25 protein-coding genes and 1 tRNA gene are annotated in these 22,135 nt (G+C 66.7%); 16 read left to right on the top strand and 10 right to left on the bottom strand.

What is annotated here, in order from left to right:
• The first annotated feature begins 1 nt into the window (after position 1).
• The 7 genes from galU to OG587_RS02515 all read left to right on the top strand — a co-directional run bounded on the left by galU (position 2) and on the right by OG587_RS02515 (position 4,923).
• Complete coding sequence (gene galU, locus OG587_RS02545; RefSeq protein WP_329086432.1) at positions 2–901, top strand: UTP--glucose-1-phosphate uridylyltransferase GalU; 900 nt, start codon at positions 2–4, stop codon at positions 899–901.
• 5 nt (positions 902–906) lie between these two features.
• Positions 907–2,094 (top strand): molybdotransferase-like divisome protein Glp, encoded by a 1,188-nt coding sequence (glp, locus tag OG587_RS02540; protein ID WP_329093708.1) that lies wholly within the window; start codon positions 907–909, stop codon positions 2,092–2,094.
• Positions 2,091–2,585, top strand: coding sequence for a cyclic pyranopterin monophosphate synthase MoaC (gene moaC, locus OG587_RS02535; protein WP_329086430.1), 495 nt, complete (start codon positions 2,091–2,093; stop codon positions 2,583–2,585). The genes glp and moaC overlap by 4 nt, the downstream gene beginning before the upstream one ends.
• Positions 2,586–2,752: 167 nt before the next feature.
• A complete protein-coding gene (locus OG587_RS02530) occupies positions 2,753–3,226 on the top strand; it encodes a MogA/MoaB family molybdenum cofactor biosynthesis protein (RefSeq protein WP_329086429.1) in 474 nt (157 codons plus the stop codon).
• A gap of 47 nt (positions 3,227–3,273) precedes the next feature.
• Positions 3,274–3,927, top strand: a complete 654-nt coding sequence (locus tag OG587_RS02525; protein ID WP_329093706.1) for a GNAT family N-acetyltransferase — start codon at positions 3,274–3,276, stop codon at positions 3,925–3,927.
• Between the two features lie 124 nt (positions 3,928–4,051).
• Entirely contained in the window at positions 4,052–4,789 is a 738-nt protein-coding gene (gene sepX / locus OG587_RS02520; protein ID WP_329086428.1) for a divisome protein SepX/GlpR, read from the top strand.
• A 57-nt stretch (positions 4,790–4,846) separates the two neighbouring features.
• A tRNA-Ala gene (locus OG587_RS02515) sits at positions 4,847–4,923 on the top strand.
• 244 nt (positions 4,924–5,167) lie between these two features.
• On the opposite strand, the gene OG587_RS02510 is transcribed toward OG587_RS02515, so the two are convergent.
• Together OG587_RS02510 and OG587_RS02505 are read right to left on the bottom strand one after the other, a co-directional pair.
• A complete protein-coding gene (locus OG587_RS02510; RefSeq protein WP_329086426.1) occupies positions 5,168–6,961 on the bottom strand; it encodes a hypothetical protein in 1,794 nt (597 codons plus the stop codon).
• Positions 6,958–7,881, bottom strand: coding sequence for a hypothetical protein (locus OG587_RS02505; protein ID WP_329086424.1), 924 nt, complete (start codon positions 7,879–7,881; stop codon positions 6,958–6,960). The genes OG587_RS02510 and OG587_RS02505 overlap by 4 nt, the downstream gene beginning before the upstream one ends.
• Before the next feature lie 72 nt (positions 7,882–7,953).
• Between OG587_RS02505 and OG587_RS02500 the strand changes: the two genes are divergently transcribed.
• Positions 7,954–8,268 carry a helix-turn-helix domain-containing protein gene (locus tag OG587_RS02500; RefSeq protein WP_329086422.1) on the top strand — a complete coding sequence of 105 codons (315 nt, stop codon included), beginning with the start codon at positions 7,954–7,956 and terminating at the stop codon, positions 8,266–8,268.
• A gap of 281 nt (positions 8,269–8,549) precedes the next feature.
• Here OG587_RS02500 and OG587_RS02495 read toward each other — a convergent pair whose 3' ends face one another.
• On the bottom strand, positions 8,550–9,041 hold the full coding sequence (locus tag OG587_RS02495) for a hypothetical protein (RefSeq protein ID WP_329086420.1): 492 nt from the start codon (positions 9,039–9,041) through the stop codon (positions 8,550–8,552).
• A 275-nt stretch (positions 9,042–9,316) separates the two neighbouring features.
• Here OG587_RS02495 and OG587_RS02490 point away from each other — a divergent pair, with 275 nt between their 5' ends.
• Both OG587_RS02490 and OG587_RS02485 read left to right on the top strand, forming a co-directional pair.
• Complete coding sequence (locus OG587_RS02490; RefSeq protein ID WP_329086418.1) at positions 9,317–9,868, top strand: RNA polymerase sigma factor; 552 nt, start codon at positions 9,317–9,319, stop codon at positions 9,866–9,868.
• Positions 9,865–10,458 (top strand): hypothetical protein, encoded by a 594-nt coding sequence (locus OG587_RS02485; protein WP_329086416.1) that lies wholly within the window; start codon positions 9,865–9,867, stop codon positions 10,456–10,458. Before OG587_RS02490 ends, OG587_RS02485 begins: the two co-directional genes overlap by 4 nt.
• A gap of 669 nt (positions 10,459–11,127) precedes the next feature.
• Here the strand turns inward: OG587_RS02485 and OG587_RS02480 are convergent.
• Complete coding sequence (locus tag OG587_RS02480; protein ID WP_329086415.1) at positions 11,128–11,661, bottom strand: site-specific integrase; 534 nt, start codon at positions 11,659–11,661, stop codon at positions 11,128–11,130.
• 256 nt (positions 11,662–11,917) lie between these two features.
• A complete protein-coding gene (locus OG587_RS02475; RefSeq protein WP_329086413.1) occupies positions 11,918–12,040 on the bottom strand; it encodes a hypothetical protein in 123 nt (40 codons plus the stop codon).
• Between the two features lie 26 nt (positions 12,041–12,066).
• Between OG587_RS02475 and OG587_RS02470 the strand changes: the two genes are divergently transcribed.
• Genes OG587_RS02470 through OG587_RS02460 form a run of 3 tightly spaced genes read left to right on the top strand, consistent with a single transcriptional unit; the run spans position 12,067 to position 13,460 of the window.
• Complete coding sequence (locus tag OG587_RS02470) at positions 12,067–12,276, top strand: hypothetical protein (RefSeq protein ID WP_329086410.1); 210 nt, start codon at positions 12,067–12,069, stop codon at positions 12,274–12,276.
• A 5-nt stretch (positions 12,277–12,281) separates the two neighbouring features.
• Positions 12,282–12,956, top strand: a complete 675-nt coding sequence (locus OG587_RS02465) for an HAD family hydrolase (protein ID WP_329093705.1) — start codon at positions 12,282–12,284, stop codon at positions 12,954–12,956.
• A 9-nt stretch (positions 12,957–12,965) separates the two neighbouring features.
• Entirely contained in the window at positions 12,966–13,460 is a 495-nt protein-coding gene (locus OG587_RS02460; protein WP_329086408.1) for a YxiG-like protein, read from the top strand.
• A gap of 58 nt (positions 13,461–13,518) precedes the next feature.
• On the opposite strand, the gene OG587_RS02455 is transcribed toward OG587_RS02460, so the two are convergent.
• From OG587_RS02455 to OG587_RS02440, 4 genes are all read right to left on the bottom strand, one after another.
• Positions 13,519–14,403: an IS3 family transposase gene (locus tag OG587_RS02455; RefSeq protein WP_329086406.1), complete on the bottom strand. Its 885-nt coding sequence runs from the start codon at positions 14,401–14,403 to the stop codon at positions 13,519–13,521.
• A gap of 114 nt (positions 14,404–14,517) precedes the next feature.
• A complete protein-coding gene (locus OG587_RS02450; RefSeq protein ID WP_329086405.1) occupies positions 14,518–15,363 on the bottom strand; it encodes a reverse transcriptase domain-containing protein in 846 nt (281 codons plus the stop codon).
• A complete protein-coding gene (locus tag OG587_RS02445) occupies positions 15,360–15,716 on the bottom strand; it encodes a hypothetical protein (RefSeq protein WP_329086403.1) in 357 nt (118 codons plus the stop codon). The genes OG587_RS02450 and OG587_RS02445 overlap by 4 nt, the downstream gene beginning before the upstream one ends.
• A gap of 547 nt (positions 15,717–16,263) precedes the next feature.
• Positions 16,264–16,794 carry a hypothetical protein gene (locus OG587_RS02440; protein WP_329086402.1) on the bottom strand — a complete coding sequence of 177 codons (531 nt, stop codon included), beginning with the start codon at positions 16,792–16,794 and terminating at the stop codon, positions 16,264–16,266.
• Between the two features lie 115 nt (positions 16,795–16,909).
• On the opposite strand from OG587_RS02440, the gene OG587_RS02435 reads away from it, so the two are divergent.
• Positions 16,910–17,680, top strand: a complete 771-nt coding sequence (locus OG587_RS02435; protein ID WP_329086400.1) for a GntR family transcriptional regulator — start codon at positions 16,910–16,912, stop codon at positions 17,678–17,680.
• A gap of 257 nt (positions 17,681–17,937) precedes the next feature.
• Positions 17,938–19,080, top strand: coding sequence for a WD40 repeat domain-containing protein (locus OG587_RS02430; protein WP_329086398.1), 1,143 nt, complete (start codon positions 17,938–17,940; stop codon positions 19,078–19,080).
• Positions 19,081–19,199: 119 nt separating this feature from the next.
• Here the strand turns inward: OG587_RS02430 and OG587_RS02425 are convergent, their stop codons facing one another.
• Positions 19,200–20,441, bottom strand: a complete 1,242-nt coding sequence (locus OG587_RS02425) for a barstar family protein (RefSeq protein ID WP_329086396.1) — start codon at positions 20,439–20,441, stop codon at positions 19,200–19,202.
• A 1,241-nt stretch (positions 20,442–21,682) separates the two neighbouring features.
• On the opposite strand from OG587_RS02425, the gene OG587_RS02420 reads away from it, so the two are divergent.
• Positions 21,683–22,129: an Rrf2 family transcriptional regulator gene (locus OG587_RS02420; protein ID WP_329086393.1), complete on the top strand. Its 447-nt coding sequence runs from the start codon at positions 21,683–21,685 to the stop codon at positions 22,127–22,129.
• Positions 22,130–22,135: the final 6 nt, after the last annotated feature.

Here is a 22,135-nt window from a genome sequence, read left to right as displayed (position 1 = left end):
TATGGCCGACTTCGAAGCTGTGACGAAAGCCGTCGTTCCCGCAGCGGGTCTGGGCACCCGCTTTCTTCCGGCGACCAAGGCGACCCCCAAGGAGATGCTGCCCATCGTCGACAAGCCCGCGATCCAGTATGTCGTCGAGGAGGCCGTCTCCGCCGGACTGCTCGACGTTCTCATGGTCACGGGGAAGAACAAGCGCTCCATAGAGGATCACTTCGACCGCGCCCTCGAACTCGAGGAGATCCTGGAGGCCAAGGGCGACGAAGAGCGCCTCTCCCAGGTGCGGGAGCCCGCCGACCTGGCCATCCTCCACTACGTACGGCAGGGCAAGCCGCGCGGCCTCGGCCACGCGGTCCTGTGCGCCAAGCAGCACGTGGGCGACCACCCCTTCGCCTGCCTGCTCGGCGACGACCTCATCGACCACCGCGACGAGCTCCTCAAGCGCATGATCGAGGTACGCGGCACGCACGGCGGCAGCGTCATCGCGCTGATGGAGGTCCCCAGGGAGCAGGTCTCCCTGTACGGCTGCGCCGCCATCGAGCCCACCGCCGAGGACGACGTGGTCAGGGTGACCGACCTGGTGGAGAAGCCCCCCGCGGACGAGGCCCCGTCCAACTGGGCCATCATCGGCCGGTACGTGATCGACCCGGCCGTCTTCGAGGTCCTGGAGAACACCCCGCCGGGACGCGGCAACGAGATCCAGCTGACCGACGCCCTCCGGACCCTCGCCGGGCGCGGCGCCGACGAGGGCGGCCCCGTGCACGGGGTGCTGTTCAGAGGGCGCCGCTACGACACCGGCAACAAGCTCGACTACCTGCGTACGGTGGTGCAGTTCGCCGCCGAGCGCCCTGACCTGGCACCCGAGTTCATGCCCTGGCTGAAGGAGTTCCTGGCCTCGCGATGAACTCCATGAAATCGGTCGACGACCACCTCTCCGACATCCTGCGTACCGTGCGGGTGCTCGCCCCGCTCGAACTGGAGCTGGAACGGGCGCTGGGCACCACGTTGGCCGAGGAGGTCACGGCTCCGGTCGCGCTGCCTCCCTTCGACAACTCCGCGATGGACGGCTACGCCGTGCGGGCCGAGGACGTCGAGGGTGCCCCGGTGACGCTCCCGGTGATCGACGACATCGCGGCCGGAGACGGCCGGTTGCAGGCCATCGGCCCCGGCATGGTCATGCGGATCATGACCGGGGCCCCGCTGCCCGCCGGGGCCGACGCGGTGGTCCCGGTCGAGTGGACCGACGGCGGCACCGCGCAGGTCGTGATCGGCCGCCCGGTGCGGGAGGGGAACGCCATCCGCAGGTCCGGCGAGGACGTGCGGGCGGGCGACGTCGTCCTGCCCGTGGGCACCCCGATCGGGCCCGCGCAGCTCGGAGTGCTGGCGGGCGTCGGCCGACGCCGGGTTCTCGTACGGCCCCGCCCGCGGGTGGTCGTGATATCCACGGGAGCCGAGCTGGTCGAGCCGGGACTTCCCCTGGGGGCCGGCCAGATCTGGGAGTCCAACAGCTTCGCCCTGGTCGCCGCCGTCCGCGAGGCGGGCGGCGAGGGCTACCGGGCGGGAGTCGTCGGCGACGACGCCGCGGAGTTCCTCGACCAGCTCGACGCGCAGCTCCTGCGGGCCGATCTGGTGATCACCAGCGGTGGCGTCTCGATGGGCGCGTACGAGCCCGTCAAGGAAGCCCTCGGCCCGCTCGGCACGGTCCGTTTCGAGCGGGTCGCCATGCAGCCGGGCATGCCCCAGGGCTTCGGCGTGGTCGGCGAGGACCAGATACCGATTTTCGCGTTGCCCGGTAACCCGGTCTCGTCGTTCGTATCGTTCGTCCTGTTCGTCCGGCCCGCGCTGCGCAAGATGGGCGGCCTGCCCGAGGAGCCCACGCCGACCGTGCGGGCGGTCACCACGGGCCCGCTCCGCTCGCCCGAGGGCAGGCGCTCCTACCTGCGCGGCGTGCTCGGTCCCGGCGGTACCGTCGGCCCGGTGCGCAGGCAGGGTTCCCACCAGCTCGCCGCCCTGGCCGCGGCCAACGCCCTGATCGTGGTGCCCGAGAACGTCACCGAGCTTCCCGAGGGTACGGACGTGGAGGTCATCCCCCTGTGAACGAGCGGGACCAGAGTGAAGTGACCGGATTCACCCACATCGACGAGACCGGCGCGGCGCGCATGGTGGACGTCTCGGCCAAGGACGTCTCCCTCCGTACGGCGACCGCCACCGGCAGGGTGCTGCTGTCCGCCGGGGCCGTGGCGCTGCTGCGGTCGGGCGAGGTCCCCAAGGGCGACGCGATCGGCACCGCGCGGATCGCCGGGATCATGGGCGCCAAGCGGACCCCCGACCTGATCCCGCTCTGCCACCCCATCGCACTGCACGGGGTCAAGGTCGAGCTGACCGTGGCCGACGACGGCGTGGAGATCACCGCACGGGTCAGGACCGCCGACCGTACCGGCGTCGAGATGGAGGCGCTGACCGCGGTATCCGTCGCCGCGCTCGCCCTGATCGACATGGTCAAGGCGGTCGATCCGGCGGCCGTGATCACCGATGTCCGTGTCGAGGAGAAGACCGGTGGCAAGACGGGGATCTGGACTCGTCCCTGACCCCCCGCCCCTGACCTTCCGCCCCTGACCACCCGCCCCGATGAGGACCTCCCGTCCCGACGAGGACTCTCGTCGCGACGACACCGGAGTCCCCGAGAGCCCGGCGTTTCCGACGTTTCCCAGATTTCCAAGGGGCCGGATCTCCGAGAGGCTGGGAGGATGACCCCATGAGAGCTCTGGTGATCACCGCGTCCAACCGGGCCGCCGCCGGGACGTACGAGGACACCTCGGGGAAGCTGCTGGCCGAGCTGCTCGCGGCGGCCGGGTGCGACGTGGACGGCCCGGAGGTGGTCCCCGACGGCGATCCGGTCGAGGCGGCACTGCGATCCGGGGTCGCCGAGGGATACGACGTGATCGTCACCACCGGCGGCACCGGCCTGACCCCGGCGGACCTCACCCCGGAGATGACCCGGCGGGTGATCGACAGAGAGGTTCCCGGCATCGCCGAGGCCATCCGCCACGTCAACCGCGACAGGGTGCCCACCTCGATCCTGTCCCGCGGGCTCGCCGGGCAGGCCGGCGGCACGTTGATCGTCAACCTGCCGGGTTCCTCGGGAGGGGTACGCGACGGAATGGGCGTGCTGTCTCCCGTGCTGAGGCACGCCGTGGACCAGATCCGGGGAGGAGATCACCCCCGCTGATCCGCCTGCCCGGCTTCCATGGCACGGCGGGCCCTCTTGGGGGGATGATGGAGGGCGTGGATCGACTTCGTGGCTGGCCGGTGACCCTGACGGAAGGCCCGGTAGGACTTCGGCCGCTGCGGCTGCGAGACGTGCGCGTCTGGCGGGAGTCGCGGCTGCGTAACGCGAACTGGCTCCGCCCCTGGGAGCCGAGCAACCCCGAGACCCCCCTCTTCAGGACCGGTCTCGGTCCCTACATCTCCATGGCCGGGACGCTCCGCAGGGAGGCCAGGCAGGGGCTCGCGCTGCCGTGGGTCGTCACCTACGAGGGCGCCTTCGCCGGTCAGCTCACCGTGGGTGCCATCGTCTGGGGCTCCGCCAGGTCGGCCCAGATCGGCTACTGGGTGGACGGCGCGCTGGCCGGTCGCGGGATCACCCCCACCGCGGTCGCGATGGCCGTCGACCACTGCTTCTTCACCACCGGGCTGCACCGCGTCGAGGCCAATATCCGCCCAGAGAACCACGCGAGCCGCAGAGTGGTTGAAAAGCTTGGTTTCAGGGAAGAGGGGATCAGACGCAGGCACTTGCACATCGACGGTGCCTGGCGCGACCACATCTGTTACGCACTCACGGTCGAAGACGCGCCGAGAGGGTTGCTCGTGCGGTGGCGACGGGCACGTGAGGCGGCCGCCCACGGCGGCACTCCCCATGAAGAGGTTTGAAGATCTCGCGACACACCGCATCGAATGCTCGTCAAATAGTGACACGCGGTCTTACGGTGCGTGACATGAGCAGATTGAGGACGCCGGGAGACCACCCGTGTCCTCACGCTGCCCGGAGGTGGCCGTGAGCAGCGGTGTCGTTCTCTATCTGGCCATTGTCGTCATGTGGTTGTGCGTGCTCGTGCCCATGTGGCTGCACCGCGACCGCAACACCCTCGCCGAGACCCACAAGGACGTCGAGCCGTACGCCTACGACGAGCGGGCGATCGACGAGGACTCCGCCGAGACCCTCGCCGAGCCCCTGCCGGTGTCCTCCGCCGACCCGTCCTCGCCGTCTCCGCTGGGAGACGACGTTCCGTCGCCCGATGCCGAGGAAGCCTCACCGGGCGCCCAGGCCGCGTCCGAGACCGGGACCGAGGCCCCGCCCGTCCGGCCCCCGGCCGGGAAGCCCACGACCGGCAGGCCCGCCACCGGTAGGGCCGCGTCCGAGCGCCGCCGCGCGGAACTCCGCCGCCGGGCCACGCAGGTGGCCAAGCGCAGGCGCCTGACATTCTGGTGCGTGCTGCTCCTGCTCGCCTCCGTGGTGACGGCCGCCGTTCAGGTCATCCCCTGGTGGGGTGTGGCGCCCTCAGTGGTGCTCCTGGGCGCCTATGTGGCCATTCTCAGGGTCACGGTCCAGATCGACACCGAGCGGCGCAGAGCCGTCGCCCAGGCCCGCGCGGAACGTGCCAAGCGCGCCCGCCGCCGCGCCGCCCTGCTGGAGGCCCAGCGCCCCGTGGCAGAGATCATCGACCTGGCCGCGCACCGCGACGAGATCTTCGACCAGTACGCGGAGACACCCCGCCGTGCGGTCGGCGACTGACCCGCGCCCCGGATGGCGCGAGCGCCCCCGGAAGTTTGCTAATCTAGTCCACGTCTTGGGGATGTAGCGCAGTCCGGTAGCGCACTTCGTTCGCATCGAAGGGGTCAGGGGTTCGAATCCCCTCATCTCCACCAGGGGCCGTTCTTGAAACGGCTGGATTGAAGTTGACGGGATCCCGTCTGATCATCGCGATCAGGCGGGATCTTGTTGTTTCAGGGGTTTCCGAATCGGGTTCGTCCTGGTTTGGGAGCTGCGGAGCAGGTGCCCGGGAAGGTCCAGGTGGTGTCTGGTCGCTGGTGGAGGACTGAGTTCGCGTCGCTGGGCACGGCGATGCCGGCTCCGGGCTGGGTGCTGCGACAAGGTGATCTGAATTGCGCGTTATGGGACGGGCGGTGGTCGGCTCCGGCCCGTGAGTGGCGAGCGGTCGAGGTGCTCTGCTGGGATCTCGAAGGTCTCGGCGGATGCGTCGGGCTCGTCTGGGGGCTGGTGGGTGTGGCGCCACTGGTCGAGGAAGTGGTCGTTGGCGACGGCGACGAGCAGGGCGGCCAGGATGGTCTGTGCGACGCGGCCGTGGGCGAGCCGGTTCTTCGGGTCACTCAGGTCGAGGTCGTGGCCCTTGAGACGGCCGTTCAGTCCCTCCGTCATCGCCCTGACGGTGGAGTACGTCCCCCGCCACGAAGGGCTGAGGTAAGCCAGGTCTTGGCGGAACTTGTCGAGGTGGCCCAGGTCGCCGGGGTGCAGGGTGATGGTCTGCTGGTGGCAGATCTTCGGCAGATCGCGGGTTTTGTGGTCGGGTGCCGGGGGCAGCACGCGGGGTTTGGCTGCGACGTGGGCGGCTCTCTGCCGGGCGTCGGTCAGGTCGACAGCGGTGGCGCGGATGGGCCCGCGCTGGTGGAGGCGGTCGAAGCGGGGGCAGGTGACCGACGGGGAGGTGCCTGCTGCCGGGCATTGGAAGCGGATGCTGCCGCCTGTATTCGCGCTCTGCTTGAGACGCAGCAGATACGGCTCTCGCGCGGCGATCAGCGCGGTGAGCTCTTCCGACGGTGTGCGGATGGCGGTGTCGTCCAGGCCGGTGGTGGCCTGCGCGAGCCGGGCGGGCATCAGCGGGCAGGCCGGGGAACCGTCGATGAGCAGGGCGCCGTGAGCGCTGCCCTGCACTCCCCGCTGATCCACTTTGTAATCGAGAGCGAGTTTGTAGCCGAGTTCGCGTGCGGGTTGGGCGAAGTGGGCAGGTTGCTGGTCGGTGTAAGCGCGGTCGACGACGGCGAACGCGGCGGGCAGGCCGAGCTCGGCCAGTGGGCGCAGAGTGGTGATGGCGTCGGCGCCGATGCGTTTGTGCGGGGTGTCGAGGACCAGGCCGAGTGCCAGTTGCGGGAAGGAACCGAGCACGGAGCGGGTGCGGGCGGCGACGGTGAGGGTGGCGCTGTAGCCGTACTCGGGTGGGCCGTTTCCGGCCGAGTGGTGCCAGCCTGCGGTGATCTCGGTGGAGGCGATCAGCTCTCCGGTGGAGCGGCGGACGTGGGGTGGGCGGGCGAAGACCGGGGTGGCGGTGGTGTCGATGCCGACGTCGCCGCGGAAGTGACGGAGGTAGCCCCGGCCTTTGGCCCAGCGCACCGGAGTGAGCACCAGCGCGGTGACGATGTCCTGCAGCAGTTCCCGCTTGCGGGTGTGGTCGGGATCGGTGTCTTGCCAGGCGGTGGCGAGCAGGTCGGCCTGGTGCTGTGGCAGGCGGGTGCGGCGGTCGTGGCGGGCCGGGTCCAGCAGGCTGGTGAGCCGGTCGAAGGCGCGGTAGAAACGCCGGTTGTCGGCCAGGCAGGCGTGCGGATCGTCGGCAGGTGGCCGGTCGGCGTCCAGTCCCAGCTGCTCACGGGAGGTCCGGGACAGGGAAAAGGCGGCCAGTCGCCAGGCTTCGGCCAGGGTGGCTTTGCCACTGTGGTGGATCGACACCATGAGGCAGACGAGCACGGCCCGGATCGGCACTCCCGTCGGTCCGGGGCGTGGGCCGAGTTCGGCGTCGATCAGCGGCATGATGCCGGAGTCGTCCAGCAGTCGGGCGTAGTGACTGACGACGGCGTCGGGGATCTGTGCTGTCTGCTTGGTGGGAGGACGGGGTCGCGTGGTTCGGGCTCGGGTGGTGCGTGGCGGCCAGGCGCGTGGCTTCGCCGTACTCAATTGGCGCGGCCGCGCAGTAGCGCGACCGCGGTGGGCTGGTCCAGGGCGGGGACGAAATGTTGGTAGCGAGCCAGTGCGGAGGTGCTCATTCCGGCCGCGGCGGCCACCACGCCCAGGTCGATGCGGGCGTTCAGCAGTTCGACGATCCAGGAGGAGCGCAGCCGGCGCACCGACAGGGCGGGCAGGCCGGCGGTCGGGGTGTGGCGGGCGGTCCAGGAGCTGAACAGGTTCTTGGCGTGCCGGGCGGCGCGTCTGGGCCGGAAGATGAAGGCGTCGCCGGGCCGGTCGGCGGCGTGGGCCAGGACGTCCTCCCAGGTCGCGCGGCAGACGATCAACCGGTCTGTGCCGGGGACGGCGACCACGACCGCGCCGCAGTCCAGGTGGCGCAGATGCCCGGTGCGGACGGCGGCCACTTCTCCGGAGGTCAGGCCGCAGCCGAAGGCGAGTGCCATCAGCGCCAGCGCGTCGCCTCTGGCCTGACCGGGCAGGTGTTCGGCCCAGCCGCGAAGACGGCCGAGCTGATTCGGCGAATATGGCGGGCTGACCGTCTTGGGGGCCTTCATTGGCGGCGGGGCCTGTTCGCCGCGTTCCAGCCAGGCCAGGGTGGCGCGCATGTGCCGCAGCCAGCTGCGGTAGGTCTGTGCCGAACTCGGGGCCAGGTCGGTGCAGCCGGTCAGGACGAACGCGTCGATCGTCTCGTGCCGCAGCCACACTTCCGGGTCGTCCGGCAGGCCGGAGCGGTGACACCACACGGCCAGGCGGGTGGTCGCGGTGAGCAGTCGTTGCACTCGGTAGGGGGAGCGGTCGGCGCTGGCGGCGACCAACATCCGCACGTGCCCGGCAATCTGTTCCCATTCCAGCGGAGCATTCTGCGGCCGGTAGCCGTTGATCGTGGCCGAGGTTTCCGCGTCGAGGGTCACACCCCATTCATAGCGGCAGAACAACCTGCCGTTACGGAGGGCGACGACATCTACCGAAAGGAGCCGCTTGTCATGGTCGGAGGACGCGGGCGTTCCCGCTCTCCCCGGGAGTTGGCCGACGACCCGGAGAACTGGCCCCACGCGGATCTGTCCGGCCATCCGGCCGCCGCCGTCGTCCAGGCCATCGCCGCGGCTCTGCAAGGAGTGATGGCCGAGCGGGGGCTGAGTTTCCGCCGGCTGGCGGAGGTTAGTGGGGTGAACCGGCAGACCGTCAACGACGTGGTCGTCGGGCGTTGCTGGCCGGATGTGGCCACCATCGCCCAACTGGAGGTCGGCCTGGCCGTCCGGCTGTGGCCCACTTCTCCCACCGGGACCGGTGGAAGCTGACCCGCGCCGGATCCGTTCTTGCTCTGGTGAGGGCATCGTCGATCCTTCCCGCGCTGCCCTGCCGATCGCAGGCAGGCGAAATCCAGGCTCGACGCCTCCCCAAAGGCCCCTATTCGAGTTACTCTCGGGAGTGCGCGAGACACTGTCAGTTAGAACCTGGAGGGTGCTCACGCAACCTCGGGTGCCGTCGAGGGCCTAATCTCGGCGGCACCCTGCTCGTCTGGCCCGGCGCCCGTACGACCGTCGTTGCTGAGCGCCTGACCTGCGATGTGTCCCATGCTCTATGCCTCGTCGTTGGCGACTCCCTCCAGCGCGTGGCCATTGATGCCCGCGGCGATGGAGAACAGGCCCGGCTCGTGCTGGGTCAGCCAGCCCAGCGCCGTCAGTCGCTTGAGCCGTGCTCGGGTGGTCTCCACCCGCCCCCGCACGTCGGGCTCGCCCAGTGCTTGAGCCACTTCCTTGGCACGCATTGTCCGCCCGGAACTCGCCATGATCACAACGACCTGCTTGTCGAGCCCGGCGACCGGTTTCGGCGCCGGCGCCGCTTCCTCTGGCGAGGTGTGCGTCGGGGCATCAGGCGTTCCGCCAGAAGGCGCTTGCTTGGCGGGGGAATGCCCGGCCAGCAGCGGTGTGACTATCCTTCGGGCGGTGTCCAGGTCGCTCAGTCGAGCTTCCAGGGCCGCCACCTGCTCACGCAACGACTCAAGTTGCCCGCGGACAGACTCCTCGTCCGCAGCCAGCCGCTCCAGCAGCGATGCTTCGCCCAACGTCATGCCCGACCTCCACGTACTGGCGCCGTGCGCAACCCCGCAGAAACCTGTGATTGCAAAGAGTCACATGATGCCTGCAAAACGTAACTGTAGATGGCTTTGCGGCTCACGTGAAGAGACACATCTGCAGCGGGCCCCTCACAGCCGACGCACAGCCGAGCACAGCTCTCCGCTTGCGACTACAGAGCCGCCGGGTGGCTCGCCGTTGACGTCGGCTTGTAAGCCTTTGATCGCTTCATACCAAGTATGGGTGTAGATCGACGAAGGGAGCATGGCCGGTGCGTCGTAAACAGGCGGAGTTCGCCACAGACTCCGTGGCGTTCGAAGCCTTCTACCGGCGGCACGTCGAAGGCATCTCGCGATTCCTCGCCCGCCGGGCCGATGACCCCCATTTGGTCGCAGACCTGGTGGCGGATGTGTTCCTGGCGGTGATGGAGTCCGCTCACACCTACCGACCGGGACGGGGCAGCGAAGTCGCGTGGCTGTACGGCGTAGCACGCAACACGCTCTCGGCCGAGCGGCGCCGGGCCTTGAGGGAGTCCCAGCTGACCGACCGAGTAAGCAGGCGGCGGCCGCTGGACAGCGACGACATCGCCCGGCTGGAGCAGCGCATCGACGCGGAGGAGCCTGCCCGGCGGGCCTTCCAGGCCATGGCCGAGCTGCCCGAGGGGGAACGCGCCGTGCTGGAGCTGGTCGTCCTCGATCAGCTGACGGTCACCGAAGCCGCGAGCTCCCTCGGCATCCGGTCGGGGACCGCCATGGTTCGGCTGCACCGCGCGCGCCGAACGCTCAAGGAAGTGCCCTTCGTCACGGAAGGAAACGGCACATGAGTTTCGAGGAGCAGTTGCTGATGGATCTGAAAGTCGAATTCGCCGCGCGGGACGAACGCCGTCGCCGTACTGTTCGCCGTATTTCCGTGGGAGCGGCGGTGGCCGGCCTCGCCGCCGCGGCGGCCATCGCCGTACCGCTGATGGCCGGCACGGAGAGCCCGGCGTACGCGGTGAGCAAGAAGGCGGGCGGCACGGTGGGGGTCGAGATTCGGGAGTTCAAAGACGCCGATCAACTGGAGCGGGACCTGCGGGCGGCGGGCGTCAGAGCGGACATCACGTACCTCGAGTCCGGCAAGCAGTGCGAGAAGAACAGAGGAAAGAGCGGCGTCCTGGCTCCGGACGGGCTCGTCACCATGCGGGAGGGCGGGCTGGATATCAAGCCTCGGCTCATCGACGAGGACAAGACATTGGTGTTGGAGTTCTCCGGCAAACAGGACGATGAGAAGGAGCCCCCCGTAACCGGAAAAGTGTTCTGGAAGCTCGCCACGCTCCTGATCCCCGGCGATGTCGGCCCGTGCGTCGTCATCGACGACCCACAGTGGGACGATGATGGCAGCGACACATCAGGACAGCCGCCTGCGGGGAGCTAGCCCTCCGATAGGGCGATGCCCGCGCTACCGTCCAGTCCGGCACCACGACCCAGGGCGCGGGCTTGGCCAGAGGCGGCGACCGTGGCCCGGTCTGCGAGCGGACCGGGCCGCACGCGGATACGAGGATCGTCCCCCGGCCGTGGTCGCCTCCAGGCGACGCGGGCCCCCCTCCTCCGCCACACGCATGAAGTTTTCCACCTCGGGGAACGCGGTGCGACCGAAGATCGCTAGGGGCTGGGTGAACATTCACCGTATGAGCCTTTCGGGAAGCGATCATCGTCGTGTTGGGAAGCGATCTTCCAAGGTCCCCAGTTCGGCCAAGTCACGCCTACTCGTGAACGCCCCACCAGGTCAGAGGCCGTTTCCGAGCAATCGGGAACGGCCTTTTGCGTTGCTGAGTGACCAACTGAGTGACTAGCCCCGCTACTGGGAGTCGCGTCCTGAGATTGCCATCACGACGGCGGCCAGGATGCAGGCCAGCCCGACAGCGGAATTAGCGATCAAGAAGGGGATGGCGTCGTTGTCGGCGCCGGTGACGACCGCTCCGCATCCGCCGAGAACGAGAATCGCCCACCCGAGGGTCAGCGGAAACATATGGGGGCGAGGCTGAGGTTCCACTGATCATCCTTCGTGAGGCGGACCAAGCTGGACGATGATCGCATGCCGTGATCAGTCCGGGAAGATCCGATCCATGGCTTCGGCTCCTTCCAGAAGCATCGGACGGAGCTGTTTGCGATAGACCGTCTCGGTGACCGAGGTGTTGCGATGACCGACCAGGCGAGAGATGTTCTCCAACGGGATACCAGAGTCGGACAGCAGCGAGACGAAGCTGTGGCGCATCTCGCGGGACGTCCACTCCTTCTCGTTCAGGCCAGCCTTCTTGAGCACGGCCCGGAACGAGCGGCGGACGTTGTGGGAGTCGAGTTCTGTGCCGACCTTGGAGGCGAAGACGAGGTCGTTGTCCTGCCAGCTTGCGCCTGCCGCCTTGCGGGCCACGTTCTGGCGCTCGCGGTGAAGCTTGAGAGCATCCACGCAGCGCTTCGGCATGGCCAGCGTGCGCCGGGACTTGCGGGTCTTGGTGTCGCCGCCCTCCCGGACTGAGTGCCAGACCATGATGGAAGGCGGAGTGCCGTCGAGGTCGACGTGTGACCAGGTGAGCGCCCGCAGTTCCTCCGTACGAGCCCCGAGCAGCAGCGAGAGCACGGTGAGGCGTGCAGCGCCGTCCCCTCGGACGCCTTGAGCACGCCTTCGAGACGACCAACGTCGCCATCGACTTCGCTGGCTTCTCCGGCGAGACGCTTCAGGGCATGCTCCAGGAGCCGTTGGACAAGATCCGTCTCGGACGGCTCACACCCGAGTCCATCAGCATCCGCATCCTGGTCTTGGACATGGACCAGCCGATGTCCCTGCCGTGCCGGGCCGACGACCTCAGCGACGACCCGGTGATCCGGGCACGCGCTCACCGCATCCAGCAGCGCAGCACCCAGGCCATCGCGGACGCGGTCCACGAGCTGGCGGACCTCGGACTGGTGAAGTCGGCGTCCGTCGAGGTGCGCGTCCACCAGACGACCCCGGCGTTCAAGTTTTATGTGATCAACCGGGAATCAGGTGTTCTTCGGCTTCTACCCGGTGGCCAAGCACGCGGTGCGGATCAAGGGCGAGCCACACGAGCTGTACGACGTCATGGGCAAGGACGCGGTGCTGTTCCACTACCAGGTGACCGAGGACGCCTCGTCGATGCAGTCGCAGTACGTCGCCCAGGTCCGCACCTGGTTTGAGAGCATGTGGATCACGATCAGCCGGGAAATCGAGCTGTGAGCGAGATGCTGTCAGAGATCTTCCGGCGGTCCCGCGCCGTCCTTCTCGACTTCGACGGCCCGGTATGCAGCGTCTTCGCCGGCCTGCCGGCACCCATGATCGCGGCCCGGCTCAAGCAGCTGCTTCAGGACGAGGGAGCAGAACTTCCCCAGGATGTCGCGGAGCTGGACGACCCGCTCAAGGTGCTGCGCCGTACGGCAGACTTCGCGCCCGGCCTACTCGACAAGGTGGAGACTGTGTTCATGGCGTACGAGATCGAGGCCGCAGGCTGCGCCGAAATCACGCTCGGGGTTCGGGAACTACTCGAAGCCTGTGCTGAGACAGGCCGTCCGGTAGTGATCGTGAGCAATAACTCCGAACCGGCGATCAAGACGTTTCTCGGTTTGGCCGATCTGAAGGGCCGGGTCGCCGGAGTTGTGGGCCGTCCAATCGGCAGTCCCGCTCAGATGAAACCGCATCCCCGATCAGGGCTCCGAGCTTGTGAGATGGTCGACGTGTCACCAGGGAAAGCCGTGCTGATCGGAGATTCCGATTTCGACATGCAGGCCGCGGTTAACGCCGGAACTCACAGCATCGCCTACGCCAACGAGCGCGGCAAAGAGGTGAGTCTCGCCGAGGCCGGGGATGCGGTGGTCAGGAGCATGCACGAGCTCGCAGTTGCCTGTGCAGCGGTGGCGTAGGGAGTAGCTATGGATGTCGCGGATCTTCAGCATGCTCTGGACGAGGTGTTCGACCATGCGTTGATCTATCACGCGTACACCGACTACATGCGCGACTACGAGATGATCATTTATGTGTCGGCCGACCCGCGGTCGGGGATCGCACCTGTCCACCTCCGTTATCTCTTTCGATACTGCGTGGAGGCGTACGCGCGTACGGCGATTCTTCCAGAGCAGTGGAGGGAGTCTCTCGATGATCGTCTTCTCGCTGATCCGAAAACGCATGATCTGGAGGGGTATCTGTGGGGTGCGCGATGCCAGTGGCTCTACCCTGGCGCGGAGATCATCCCCGACTCCGCACGCGCGGAGGAGTGGGCCGAAGCCCTCGGCATCGACTTCCACGAGGTCCGGTTCGGGACCAACGACGGCCACAACACCACGCTGGTGTTCTCCGACCTACAGGTGACCGAGCTCTCGGCCGGTTACGCACCTTTCGTAGTGAAGGACGACACGAGTGCTACCTAGCACGAAGCTCAAGTGAGGGGCCACGGTGATTCCGGACAGCCGGTCTTATGGGCGTAGCCTAGGCGGCTGTTTGGGTGGAAAGGGACTCGTTGAGTACTTCCAAAGGTGGCCGGTAGCCGAGCGCCGAGTGCAGGCGCCGGCGGTTGTAGAACCCTTCGATGTAGCGGATGACCTGCCGTCTTGCCGTGGCTCGGGTGGTGAAGACGAAGCGGTGCAGCCATTCGTTCTTGAGCGCGCTGAAGAACGACTCGGCCATCGCGTTGTCGTAGCAGACCCCGGTGCGGCCGACCGAGCGGCGGATGTCCAGGCCGGTCAGGAAACGGCCGAACTCGTCGCTGGTGTAGTTCGAGCCGCGGTCGGTATGGAACACCGCGCCGGGTTGGAGCAGGCCGGTGCCGACGGCCATCCGGATCGCGGCCTTGATCAGGTCGGTGCGGTAGTGGTCGGCCATCGCCCAGCCAAGGACCACCTTGCTGTGGCAGTCGATCACGGTGGCCAAGTACAGGAAGCCCTCCCAGGTGCGGATATAGGTAATGTCGCCGACCAGTTTGGTCCCCGGCCGGGTGGCGGTGAAGTCTCGGTTGACCAGGTCGGGGATGCCTCGGAAGTCGCCGTGCACGGTGGTTGTCGGCCGAAACGCCGGTACCTGGGCCGGGACCAAGCCCTGCTCGCGCATCAAGGCGCGGACCAGTTCGGTTGAGCAGTGCTCGCCGCGGCGCCGCAGGGCTGCGTGGACGCGCCGGTAGCCGTAGGTCTCGTGCGAGTCGGTGAAGATCTCGGCGACCCCGGCTGCCAGCAGCCTCCGGCGTTGCGCGGTGGCCGAGGTCGGCCGCTCACGCCATTCGTAGTAGCCCGAGCGAGACACCCCCAGCCAGGCGCACATCCGGGCGATGGAGTGACAAGCCTTCTCCGCGTCGATCAGCTCGTACTTGGCGAGCGTCATCGACTCTCGGCCGCGAAGAAGGCGGCCGGTCGGGTGGCCCGGGGGAATCGCACCCCCGGGCTCCCACAGATCCGTGCGTAACAGTCTCCCGTTACACGGCTCCTATCATCCTGATCACCAAAACGAGTGGACCCAGCGCCATTGCGCGAAGAACAGCGGGTCACGATTAGTAACCGCCTTCCACCACGCGTGGGCTTTCTTGAAGGTCCGCAACCGTCGATATTTCTTGCGAGCCCAGCGCACCAGATAGGCATTGATGCGTCGCAGGAAGGGATACATCGCCGACCGATAGAACCGACCGTAATAGTTCATCCAGCCCGCCACGATGGGATTGATCCATCGGGCGAGTTCGTCCAGCGTGTAGGTGTTGTGCAGATGCAGTCGCCAGCGCCGTACTTCGGCGCCGAGGCGCTTGAGGACCTCAGTGCTGATCGCGGGCATGAACGAGGTGAAGACTCGCCCGTTCTTGTCCTTGGCGCTTCGGGTGCGGAACGTGTAGCCCAGGAAGGTGAACGCAGTGTGCTCATACGAGCCGATGCGTCTCCCGCCCCTGCAGTACACGATTTTGGTCTTGGCCGGGTGCAGATGCAGCCCGACCTCCGCCATCCGCTCGCCGATTGCCGTGACCAGCATCTGAGCCTGACGTTGAGTTTTGCAGTGCACCACCGCGTCATCCACATACCGCTCGAACGGGATGGCCGGGAACTTGCGGGCCATCCACGTGTCGAACGCGTAGTGCATGAACAGATTCGCCAGCACGGGTGAGATCGCCGAGCCTTGCGGAGTTCCCATGGCCCGCTCGGCCACGGTGCCGTCGGCCTGTCGGATCGGGGCCTTGAGCCACCGCTCCACATACAACAGCACCCACCGCTGCTCGGGATCCAGGTGTCGCGCCACCGCTTTGAGCATCAGCTCCCACGGCACGCTGTCGAAGAATTTCTGGATGTCCAAATCAATCACCCAGTCATACCTCCATAGGAGTCCGGGTGGAAGATCGGCTCGACCTTCGTCTCCAAGACCATGGCCGCCACCGTTTGCGCGACTCTGTCGCCAACGGTCGGCACGCCCAAAACACGCACCCCGCCGCCGGTTTTGGGAATTTCCACCGCCCGCACAGCGGGCGGAAAGTAGCTCCCCGACGACATCCGATTCCAGATTTTGTACAGGTTCTTATCCCGATCCTGTTCAAAATCATCGATCGACTGACCATCCACTCCGGCAGCGCCCTTGTTGGCCTTAACTCGCTGATACGCCTCCCACACCGCCCACTTAGGGATACCAAACGGCTTGTCTTGTGATTTCAGCTCGCTCACGAAGCTCCTCCCAGGCATCGCCCGGTTGGCGATGTGAACAAACCACGGACGATCCGGCCCCTTCGCTCCACCCTCGTTACAAGAGCTTCGGCACTACTACGAGCCGGTCCGCCAGCGCGCTCCGCGACGGTACTCAACCCCTTACGGTTCGGTCGCTTGGAGTGCTCCCTCTCACCGCCTTACCCAGACGGTCGTATCGGAGCGAGCCTTCCCACGTTCCATGCGAAAGCCGCAGATCAGGCTCTCGTCGCCTCCACGCCGGACACCACCTGGCCAGTCAGCGGGACCCCCGCCAGGCTCCTCCCGGACTCAAAAAGTAACGCCCGGTTCTGATGCCACCTGATTCAATAACGACGCGTCAACAGCAATCGACTTCCTGATCCCCACCTGACGCCTCTTGGACGCCTTTTCCCCATCGCTCACCACGACAGTCTTCAGCTAACGCAGCATGAGGTGGTTTGGAACCTCCCCCCGCAGGGCGGTTCCGAAGGGCCATCTATCCTCCATCTTCCGCATAGCGCCGCTATTGCCGTAGCCGCCTATCCGGCTACGCCGCCAGCGTTCGTGGCGCACCTTTTTTCAGGAACGCCAGCTTCTCGCGCAGATCGGCGTTCTCCCGCTCCAACTCCCGGATCCGGGCCCGCTCCGGCCCGGAAACCAGCCGCTGCTCGGCTTGGGTGCTCACGATCCGATGCCGGTTCACCCAGCTGCCCAGAGTGCTGGCGTTGATGTCGAACTCCACGGGTGCCACCTGTCGGACGTACAGCTCGGCCCATGACATGTGGGCGTCTCGGGTACCGCGGGATCCGTACCGGTCAGCGAGTGCGGACACCAGCCGCCATGCGTCCGAGGGTGTGGGCGTACCTGGCTTCGGTGTGTTCGGGTCGCGGACTTCGAAGCGGATGCAGTTCGGCGCGACGGTCGTGATGAGGCGGATCGTGCTGCCCTGTTCGGTTCGGGTGAGGGAGTCGGAGACCATCGCGTGCACCACCTGTGCGGCGTCGTCGGTGCGGTCAGGCTGGTGTTGCTTGGCGATGGTGCGAGCGTGCTGTACGGCTGTGTCGACGCTGCCGGGCAATGGCGCGTAGTCCTGTGAGTAGGTCGGAATGGATCACCATCAGGGGAAGAGCGATCCGGCTCGCTAGTCGGATGTACAGCTTGCAAGCCGGATATCCGGATGTCAACCTGGTGAAGTGGATCAGCCCAGGTACCTTCAGCTCGTCGCCCTCATCCGGCGGCAAATCGTCACCGGCGAACTTCCCGCAGGAACCCGCCTGCCCGCGCGTCAGGACCTGGCCGCCGAGCACGGCGTAGCCGAGGGCGTCATCCGTGAGGCGATCCGCCAGCTCGCCCAGGAAGGGCATGTCATCTCCCGCCCCGGCGCGGGCACCTTCGTGAGGGAGCGCCAACCGGTACGGAGGATTTCCCGCTCCTGGTATCGAGAGCGGAAGGCTGGCTCACCGTTCGCCGCGAGCATGCTTGAGCAGGCGAAGGCTGGAAGCTGGGAGTACGAATCCGCCACGGTGCGCGCGTCGCCCGAAGTGCGTGCCCGGCTCGCTCTCGACGAGCCTGAAGATGACCGCGATGACGTCATGCACACCCGGTACGTCTTCCGGGCCGACGGTCAGGTCTGGATGCTGTCGGATTCCTACGAGCCGCTGCAACTGACCAAAGGCACGATCGTGGCGATGCCCGAGGACGGGCCGCTGGCCGGCCATGGAGTGACGCACCGGATGGCCGAGATCGGCGTGATCGTCGATGACTGGACCGAAGATGTCGGCGCACGCGCCGCTCTTCCGGGAGAGGCCAAGCGTCTCGGCATCTCGCCAGGGTCCATCGTGCTGACGATCCAGCGCGCCTATCTCGCCGACGGCCGGCCGGTCGAGGTCGCCGACATCGTGGTCCCAGCTGAGACCTCGCAACTCGGGTACTCCGGCCCAGTAGGCGAACGCACTAGCGAATGACCCTAACAAGGGAGGGCCCCTGCCCCGCCGCGGGAACTTCGCGGTCGACTGGGAGAGCCGGCCGACGGAAAGTTGAGCGGCGGTCCCGAGTGGGATCGGGGACTTGTGAGCGCCGCCCTCTTCCTGCGACATGAACGCAGTGACTAACCTGACGGCAATCAATGATCGACATGATGCCGCGGCGGGCGCCGGGATACGAGGTAGATATGGCGGTGGGCCGCACCTTCCGGGGTAGACCCAGGCTCTTAGCGGTCGCTATGGGCGTGCTGTTGACCGTTGGTTCACCGAACCTGTCGGTGAGAGGCGTGACATCCAAGGTCGATCTCTCAGCGAGTCGACTGTCCGGTAGCGCGGTGAAGCCCTCGCTCCTGGCTGACATCCCTCCCTTCGGCACCCTGATCGGTGATCCCCTCAAAGGGCACACGAGCACCGTGACGGCGGTGACTGTCGGCAAGCGCAGTGATGGCACCCCGGTCGTTGTCTCCGGCGGTTACGACAAAACCATACACATCTGGAACCTGGATACCGGAAAGCCCATTGGAAAACCTTTGAAAGGGCATTCCAAATTAATCTGGAGTGTGGCGACCGGAAAGCGTAGCGATGGTACACCGGTCATCGTGTCCGGTGGAGATGACAGTACGGTACGGGTCTGGAACCTGAATACCGGGAAACCTATCGGTAAGCCTATTGTGTCTAAACGAGACATCATGTGGGCGGTGGCGACGGGGAAGCTCGGCGACGGCACCCCTGTCATTGCCGCTACCGCAGGGGGAATGTCATCGGTTGTCGGTCTGTGGAATCTGAATACGGGTAAACCCATCAAGAGATCCTTCGCCGAAAGTCTTACTACTACCACCGAGCTGGCGACCGGAAAGCGCAGCAATGGTACGCCTGTCGTCGTCACAGGCAATACTGGCGGAGAGGTGCGCATCTGGAGCCTGAACACGGGGAAGCCCCTCAGCAAACCTCTCACCCGCTGCCGTGCCGAATGTTTCGGTCAAGGTCTGGCAACCGGCAAGCGCAGTGACGGAACCCCGGTTTTTGTTTCCGTCGACTCTCCAGGCTGGCCTTTCGAAGAAGGCGATATGGATGGAAGAATACAGGTCTGGAACCTGAACACCGGAAAACCTCTCGGTGATTCCATCAAGGTTCAATCCAGCGGCTTTGCGGACATGGCGGTGGGACAGCGCGGCGACGGTTCCTCCGTCATTGTCTACAGTGATGACTATGGCAATGTGTCGGTGTGGGATCTGGACACGGGAGACGCGGTCGGAGAACCGTTCAGCGGTCATTCCGGCGGTGCCCTCGGCGTAGCGATCGGCAAGCGTGGCGATGGGACCCCCGTCATCGTCTCCGGAGGGAGGGACAAGGCGATACGGGTCTGGAGTCTGGGCTCTTAGCTCGGCCTCAACCTTTGATCTTCGTTCTGCCCCGTTGGCGCTGACGGTGACTCATCACGCACGGCGGGCGGTGGTGAGGCCATGCCGGCTCGAACGACAAGAGGCGGCCAGCGGTTTGGTCAGCGAAGCTCGACCTCGATGTCGTGCTCGGAAAAGATCTCCAGGAGGTCGTTCAATTCGACGCTCGGCCCCCAGTCGCGCAGGCGGTGGCCCGGCCGGTCATAACCAGGGGTGAGATGCCGGCGGGCCACGTCGGAATGGTGCCAGACCAGCCGGAACGGGCCGGCGGCGCCCCATCCGTGGCCGAGGCAGTCGTCGAGGGCACTGAGGTTCCAGCCGAAGTAGCCGCCGGGACCGTTGATCGCCTCGCCGATGGCGCAGTAGAAGGCATCGATATCGGTGACGAAACGGCCGTCGAGGTGATAGGTCGTTCCAGCCGGTTTGTCAGGCAGGCCCTGAAGACGGTGACTGATCGCCAGGCCAGACCATTCGTGCCGCAGCAGCCGGTCGTAGCATGCCCACAAGTTGGGCTCGGCCGGGCCGCCGTCGTACCACATCTGGAAGATTTCGCGGGTGCCACTCGGCAGTGGTTCCTCTATCCCGCCGTCGAGGGCGATGTCCAGCAGGCCGTCACCCAACCTCGACGGGCAGACCGAGACGACGGTGGCCGACAGCACCCCGGCCCCTCCGGCGATGCGTCCGTCACGTTGGACGGCCACGACGGACGCTGTGATCCTGCGTCCCTCGACAACCTCCGGCAGCGGCGCTTCGGGACGGAAGCCGATCAGTGTCACCGGCCGGACGGGCGCGGCGGGGCGCTTGCGGAAGACTCCGGTGACATCCAGGCACTCGCCGAGCTTTTCGTTGTTGAGCGCAGCTAGGCGGAACCCCATCACGTCGGGCTTCTCCTCCGGAAATCCCCATTCCGGAAGCAGTCGGATGTATCCGCGTAAGTCGAGGTCCACCAGGCCCGCCCGCGCCGCCGACGGGCGTTGGTCGACCACGGTGACGTCGATGAGCTCCTCGTCGCACGTACACCCATGCTCATGCTGCCGGCACCTGGCGGGCCGTTGCTGCGGCCGGTGGACGGGAACGAGGGCGATGCTGGGCAGCCACGCCCGCTCGGTCCCCATATGCCGCAGCGCCTTCAGCAGCGGACCCGCCGGATCGCAGCCGAGCAGGCTGAAGATCTCAGGTGGGGGGACGGGCTCAAGGTCCACGAAGAGCCCGTCGATGTCGTGGCAGACGCCCGGCGTGACGTCTACCTCACTGGTGTAATCGTCCAGCAATAGCCACCGCGCGCCCGACAAAGCGGAAGTCGTCATCGCGACAGATCCTAATGCTGGAGAACCGATGGGCACAGCTAGGCGGTAGCGGCGCTTCGCCGCTATGGCGGAGTCAGCGAAAAGTCAGCGGACCCGCTGACACGGGAGCGCAGCCGAGATCAACGGACGTCACCGCCGTGGCACCTGATGGCACTGGATAGCATCCGTTGATCGGAAGCGATGCGCCCCACCGGGGTTCGCATCGAAGGGGTCAGGGGTTCGAATCCCCTCATCTCCACCAGGGGCCGTTCTTGAAACGGCTGGACTGAAGTTGACGGGATCCCGTCTGATCATCGAGATCAGGCGGGGTCTTGTCGTTTCAGGGGTTTCCGAATTGAGTTCGTCCTGGTTTGGGACCTGTGGAGCTGGTGTCTGGAGGGGCCCGAGTGGTGTCAGGGCGCTGGTGGAGGTCCGAGTTCGCGTCGCTGGGCAGGGCGAAGCCGACGCCGGGCCGGGTGCTGCGTCACGGTTATCTGGTTTGCGGGTTATGGGACGGGTGGTGGCCCGCTCCGGCCCGTGAGCGGCGAGCGGTCGAAGCGCTCTGCTGGGATCTCGAAGATGTCGGCGGATGTGTCGGGCTCGTCTGGGGACTGGTGGATGTGGCGCCACTGATCGAGGAAGTGGTCGTTGGCGACGATGACGAGCAGCCGCCGGGCCTCTCGCGGGTTGAGTCAGCGAATGTCCCAAGGGCAGGAAACCAAGCCCTGGCAGGTCTCCGGCCGGATGGCCGGGGAACAGTACGCTTCACCGTCCCACCGCAGAACCACTTTTAAGATCAGAAAACTGGGAAGCGATCTTTCCGCTATCTCACCAGCCCCAGGTCGCGGCACTCATGAACACCCCGCAGAGAGTGGGACTCGCCTCGTCGTGGCCCTGGCCGAGGGGCTGGGGGCAGCCAACTCAAACAGCGGCAGTATCCGCAGCGCGAGTATGCCGATGCCGCTCGTGGCGAGAGGATCGGGTCGGTCGGTATCCGTGCGCGGGCACGCCTGGAGAAGCCGCGGGCGCAGGCGAACATCGAGGAGGTTGAGGTGGGGGCTCGTGGCTGAGGATGACGTGCTACTCGAGACCCGGATCGCTGAGCGGGCGGGCGCGTCGGTGAAAGAAGTCCGGGAGGTGTTCGCCGGCTACGGCGTTCCGCTGATCACCTCGCCGGCCAGGCCTCGCACCCTGCGGTTGCGCCGGTTGCGCATCAGGGCCGGATTGACGAGCAATCAAACTGTAACTAGTCTCATTGCAGTTCGATCGGTGCCGCGGCGGAACGCGAAGGGGTCACAGTGGGTCTCAGCAGCAGGAGCGCGGTCGCGATTCACGCGCTCACGATGTTGGCGCGCTGGGGTGAGCACTCGCTGACCTCCGCGGAGATCGCGGACAGCCTGGCGAGCAATCCGGTTCTCGTGCGGCGCATTCTCGGCAGCCTGCGGGACGCGGGCCTGGTGTGGTCCACCGAAGGGCGCGGTGGCGGCTGGTCCCTTGCCCGCGCCCCGCGCGAGATCACGCTCTACGACGCGTACAGCGCCGTCGAGGCGGGGCCGGTCCTGTCGCGGCACGCCCATCCGCCCAGCGCCGAGTGCGAGGTCGGGCGCAACATCCAGGCCCTGCTGGAGGTGGAGTTCCGGGACGCGGAACGGGCCATGGAAGAACGGCTCGGCCGGACGACCATCGCCCACCTACTCCAGCAGGTGCTGGACATCGAGCGTGAACTCGCGTTACCCAATCGCTAGCTGAGC

It is taken from the genome of Streptosporangium sp. NBC_01469, from assembly GCF_036227305.1.
In the GTDB taxonomy this organism is placed as follows: domain Bacteria; phylum Actinomycetota; class Actinomycetes; order Streptosporangiales; family Streptosporangiaceae; genus Streptosporangium.
Note: the sequence above shows the minus strand (reverse complement) of the source record. Positions and strands in the feature narration are given on the sequence as shown.

Coding starts and splice junctions, on each gene's coding strand:
- OG587_RS02465 (WP_329093705.1), top strand. CDS start 12,282: ATGCTGTCAGAGATCTTCCGGCGGTCCCGCGCCGTCCTTCTCGACTTC.
- OG587_RS02460 (WP_329086408.1), top strand. CDS start 12,966: ATGGATGTCGCGGATCTTCAGCATGCTCTGGACGAGGTGTTCGACCAT.
- OG587_RS02485 (WP_329086416.1), top strand. CDS start 9,865: ATGAGTTTCGAGGAGCAGTTGCTGATGGATCTGAAAGTCGAATTCGCC.
- OG587_RS02530 (WP_329086429.1), top strand. CDS start 2,753: ATGAGAGCTCTGGTGATCACCGCGTCCAACCGGGCCGCCGCCGGGACG.
- OG587_RS02430 (WP_329086398.1), top strand. CDS start 17,938: ATGGGCGTGCTGTTGACCGTTGGTTCACCGAACCTGTCGGTGAGAGGC.
- galU (WP_329086432.1), top strand. CDS start 2: ATGGCCGACTTCGAAGCTGTGACGAAAGCCGTCGTTCCCGCAGCGGGT.
- glp (WP_329093708.1), top strand. CDS start 907: ATGAAATCGGTCGACGACCACCTCTCCGACATCCTGCGTACCGTGCGG.
- OG587_RS02525 (WP_329093706.1), top strand. CDS start 3,274: ATGGAGGGCGTGGATCGACTTCGTGGCTGGCCGGTGACCCTGACGGAA.
- OG587_RS02500 (WP_329086422.1), top strand. CDS start 7,954: ATGGTCGGAGGACGCGGGCGTTCCCGCTCTCCCCGGGAGTTGGCCGAC.
- OG587_RS02455 (WP_329086406.1), bottom strand. CDS start 14,403: ATGACGCTCGCCAAGTACGAGCTGATCGACGCGGAGAAGGCTTGTCAC.
- OG587_RS02495 (WP_329086420.1), bottom strand. CDS start 9,041: ATGACGTTGGGCGAAGCATCGCTGCTGGAGCGGCTGGCTGCGGACGAG.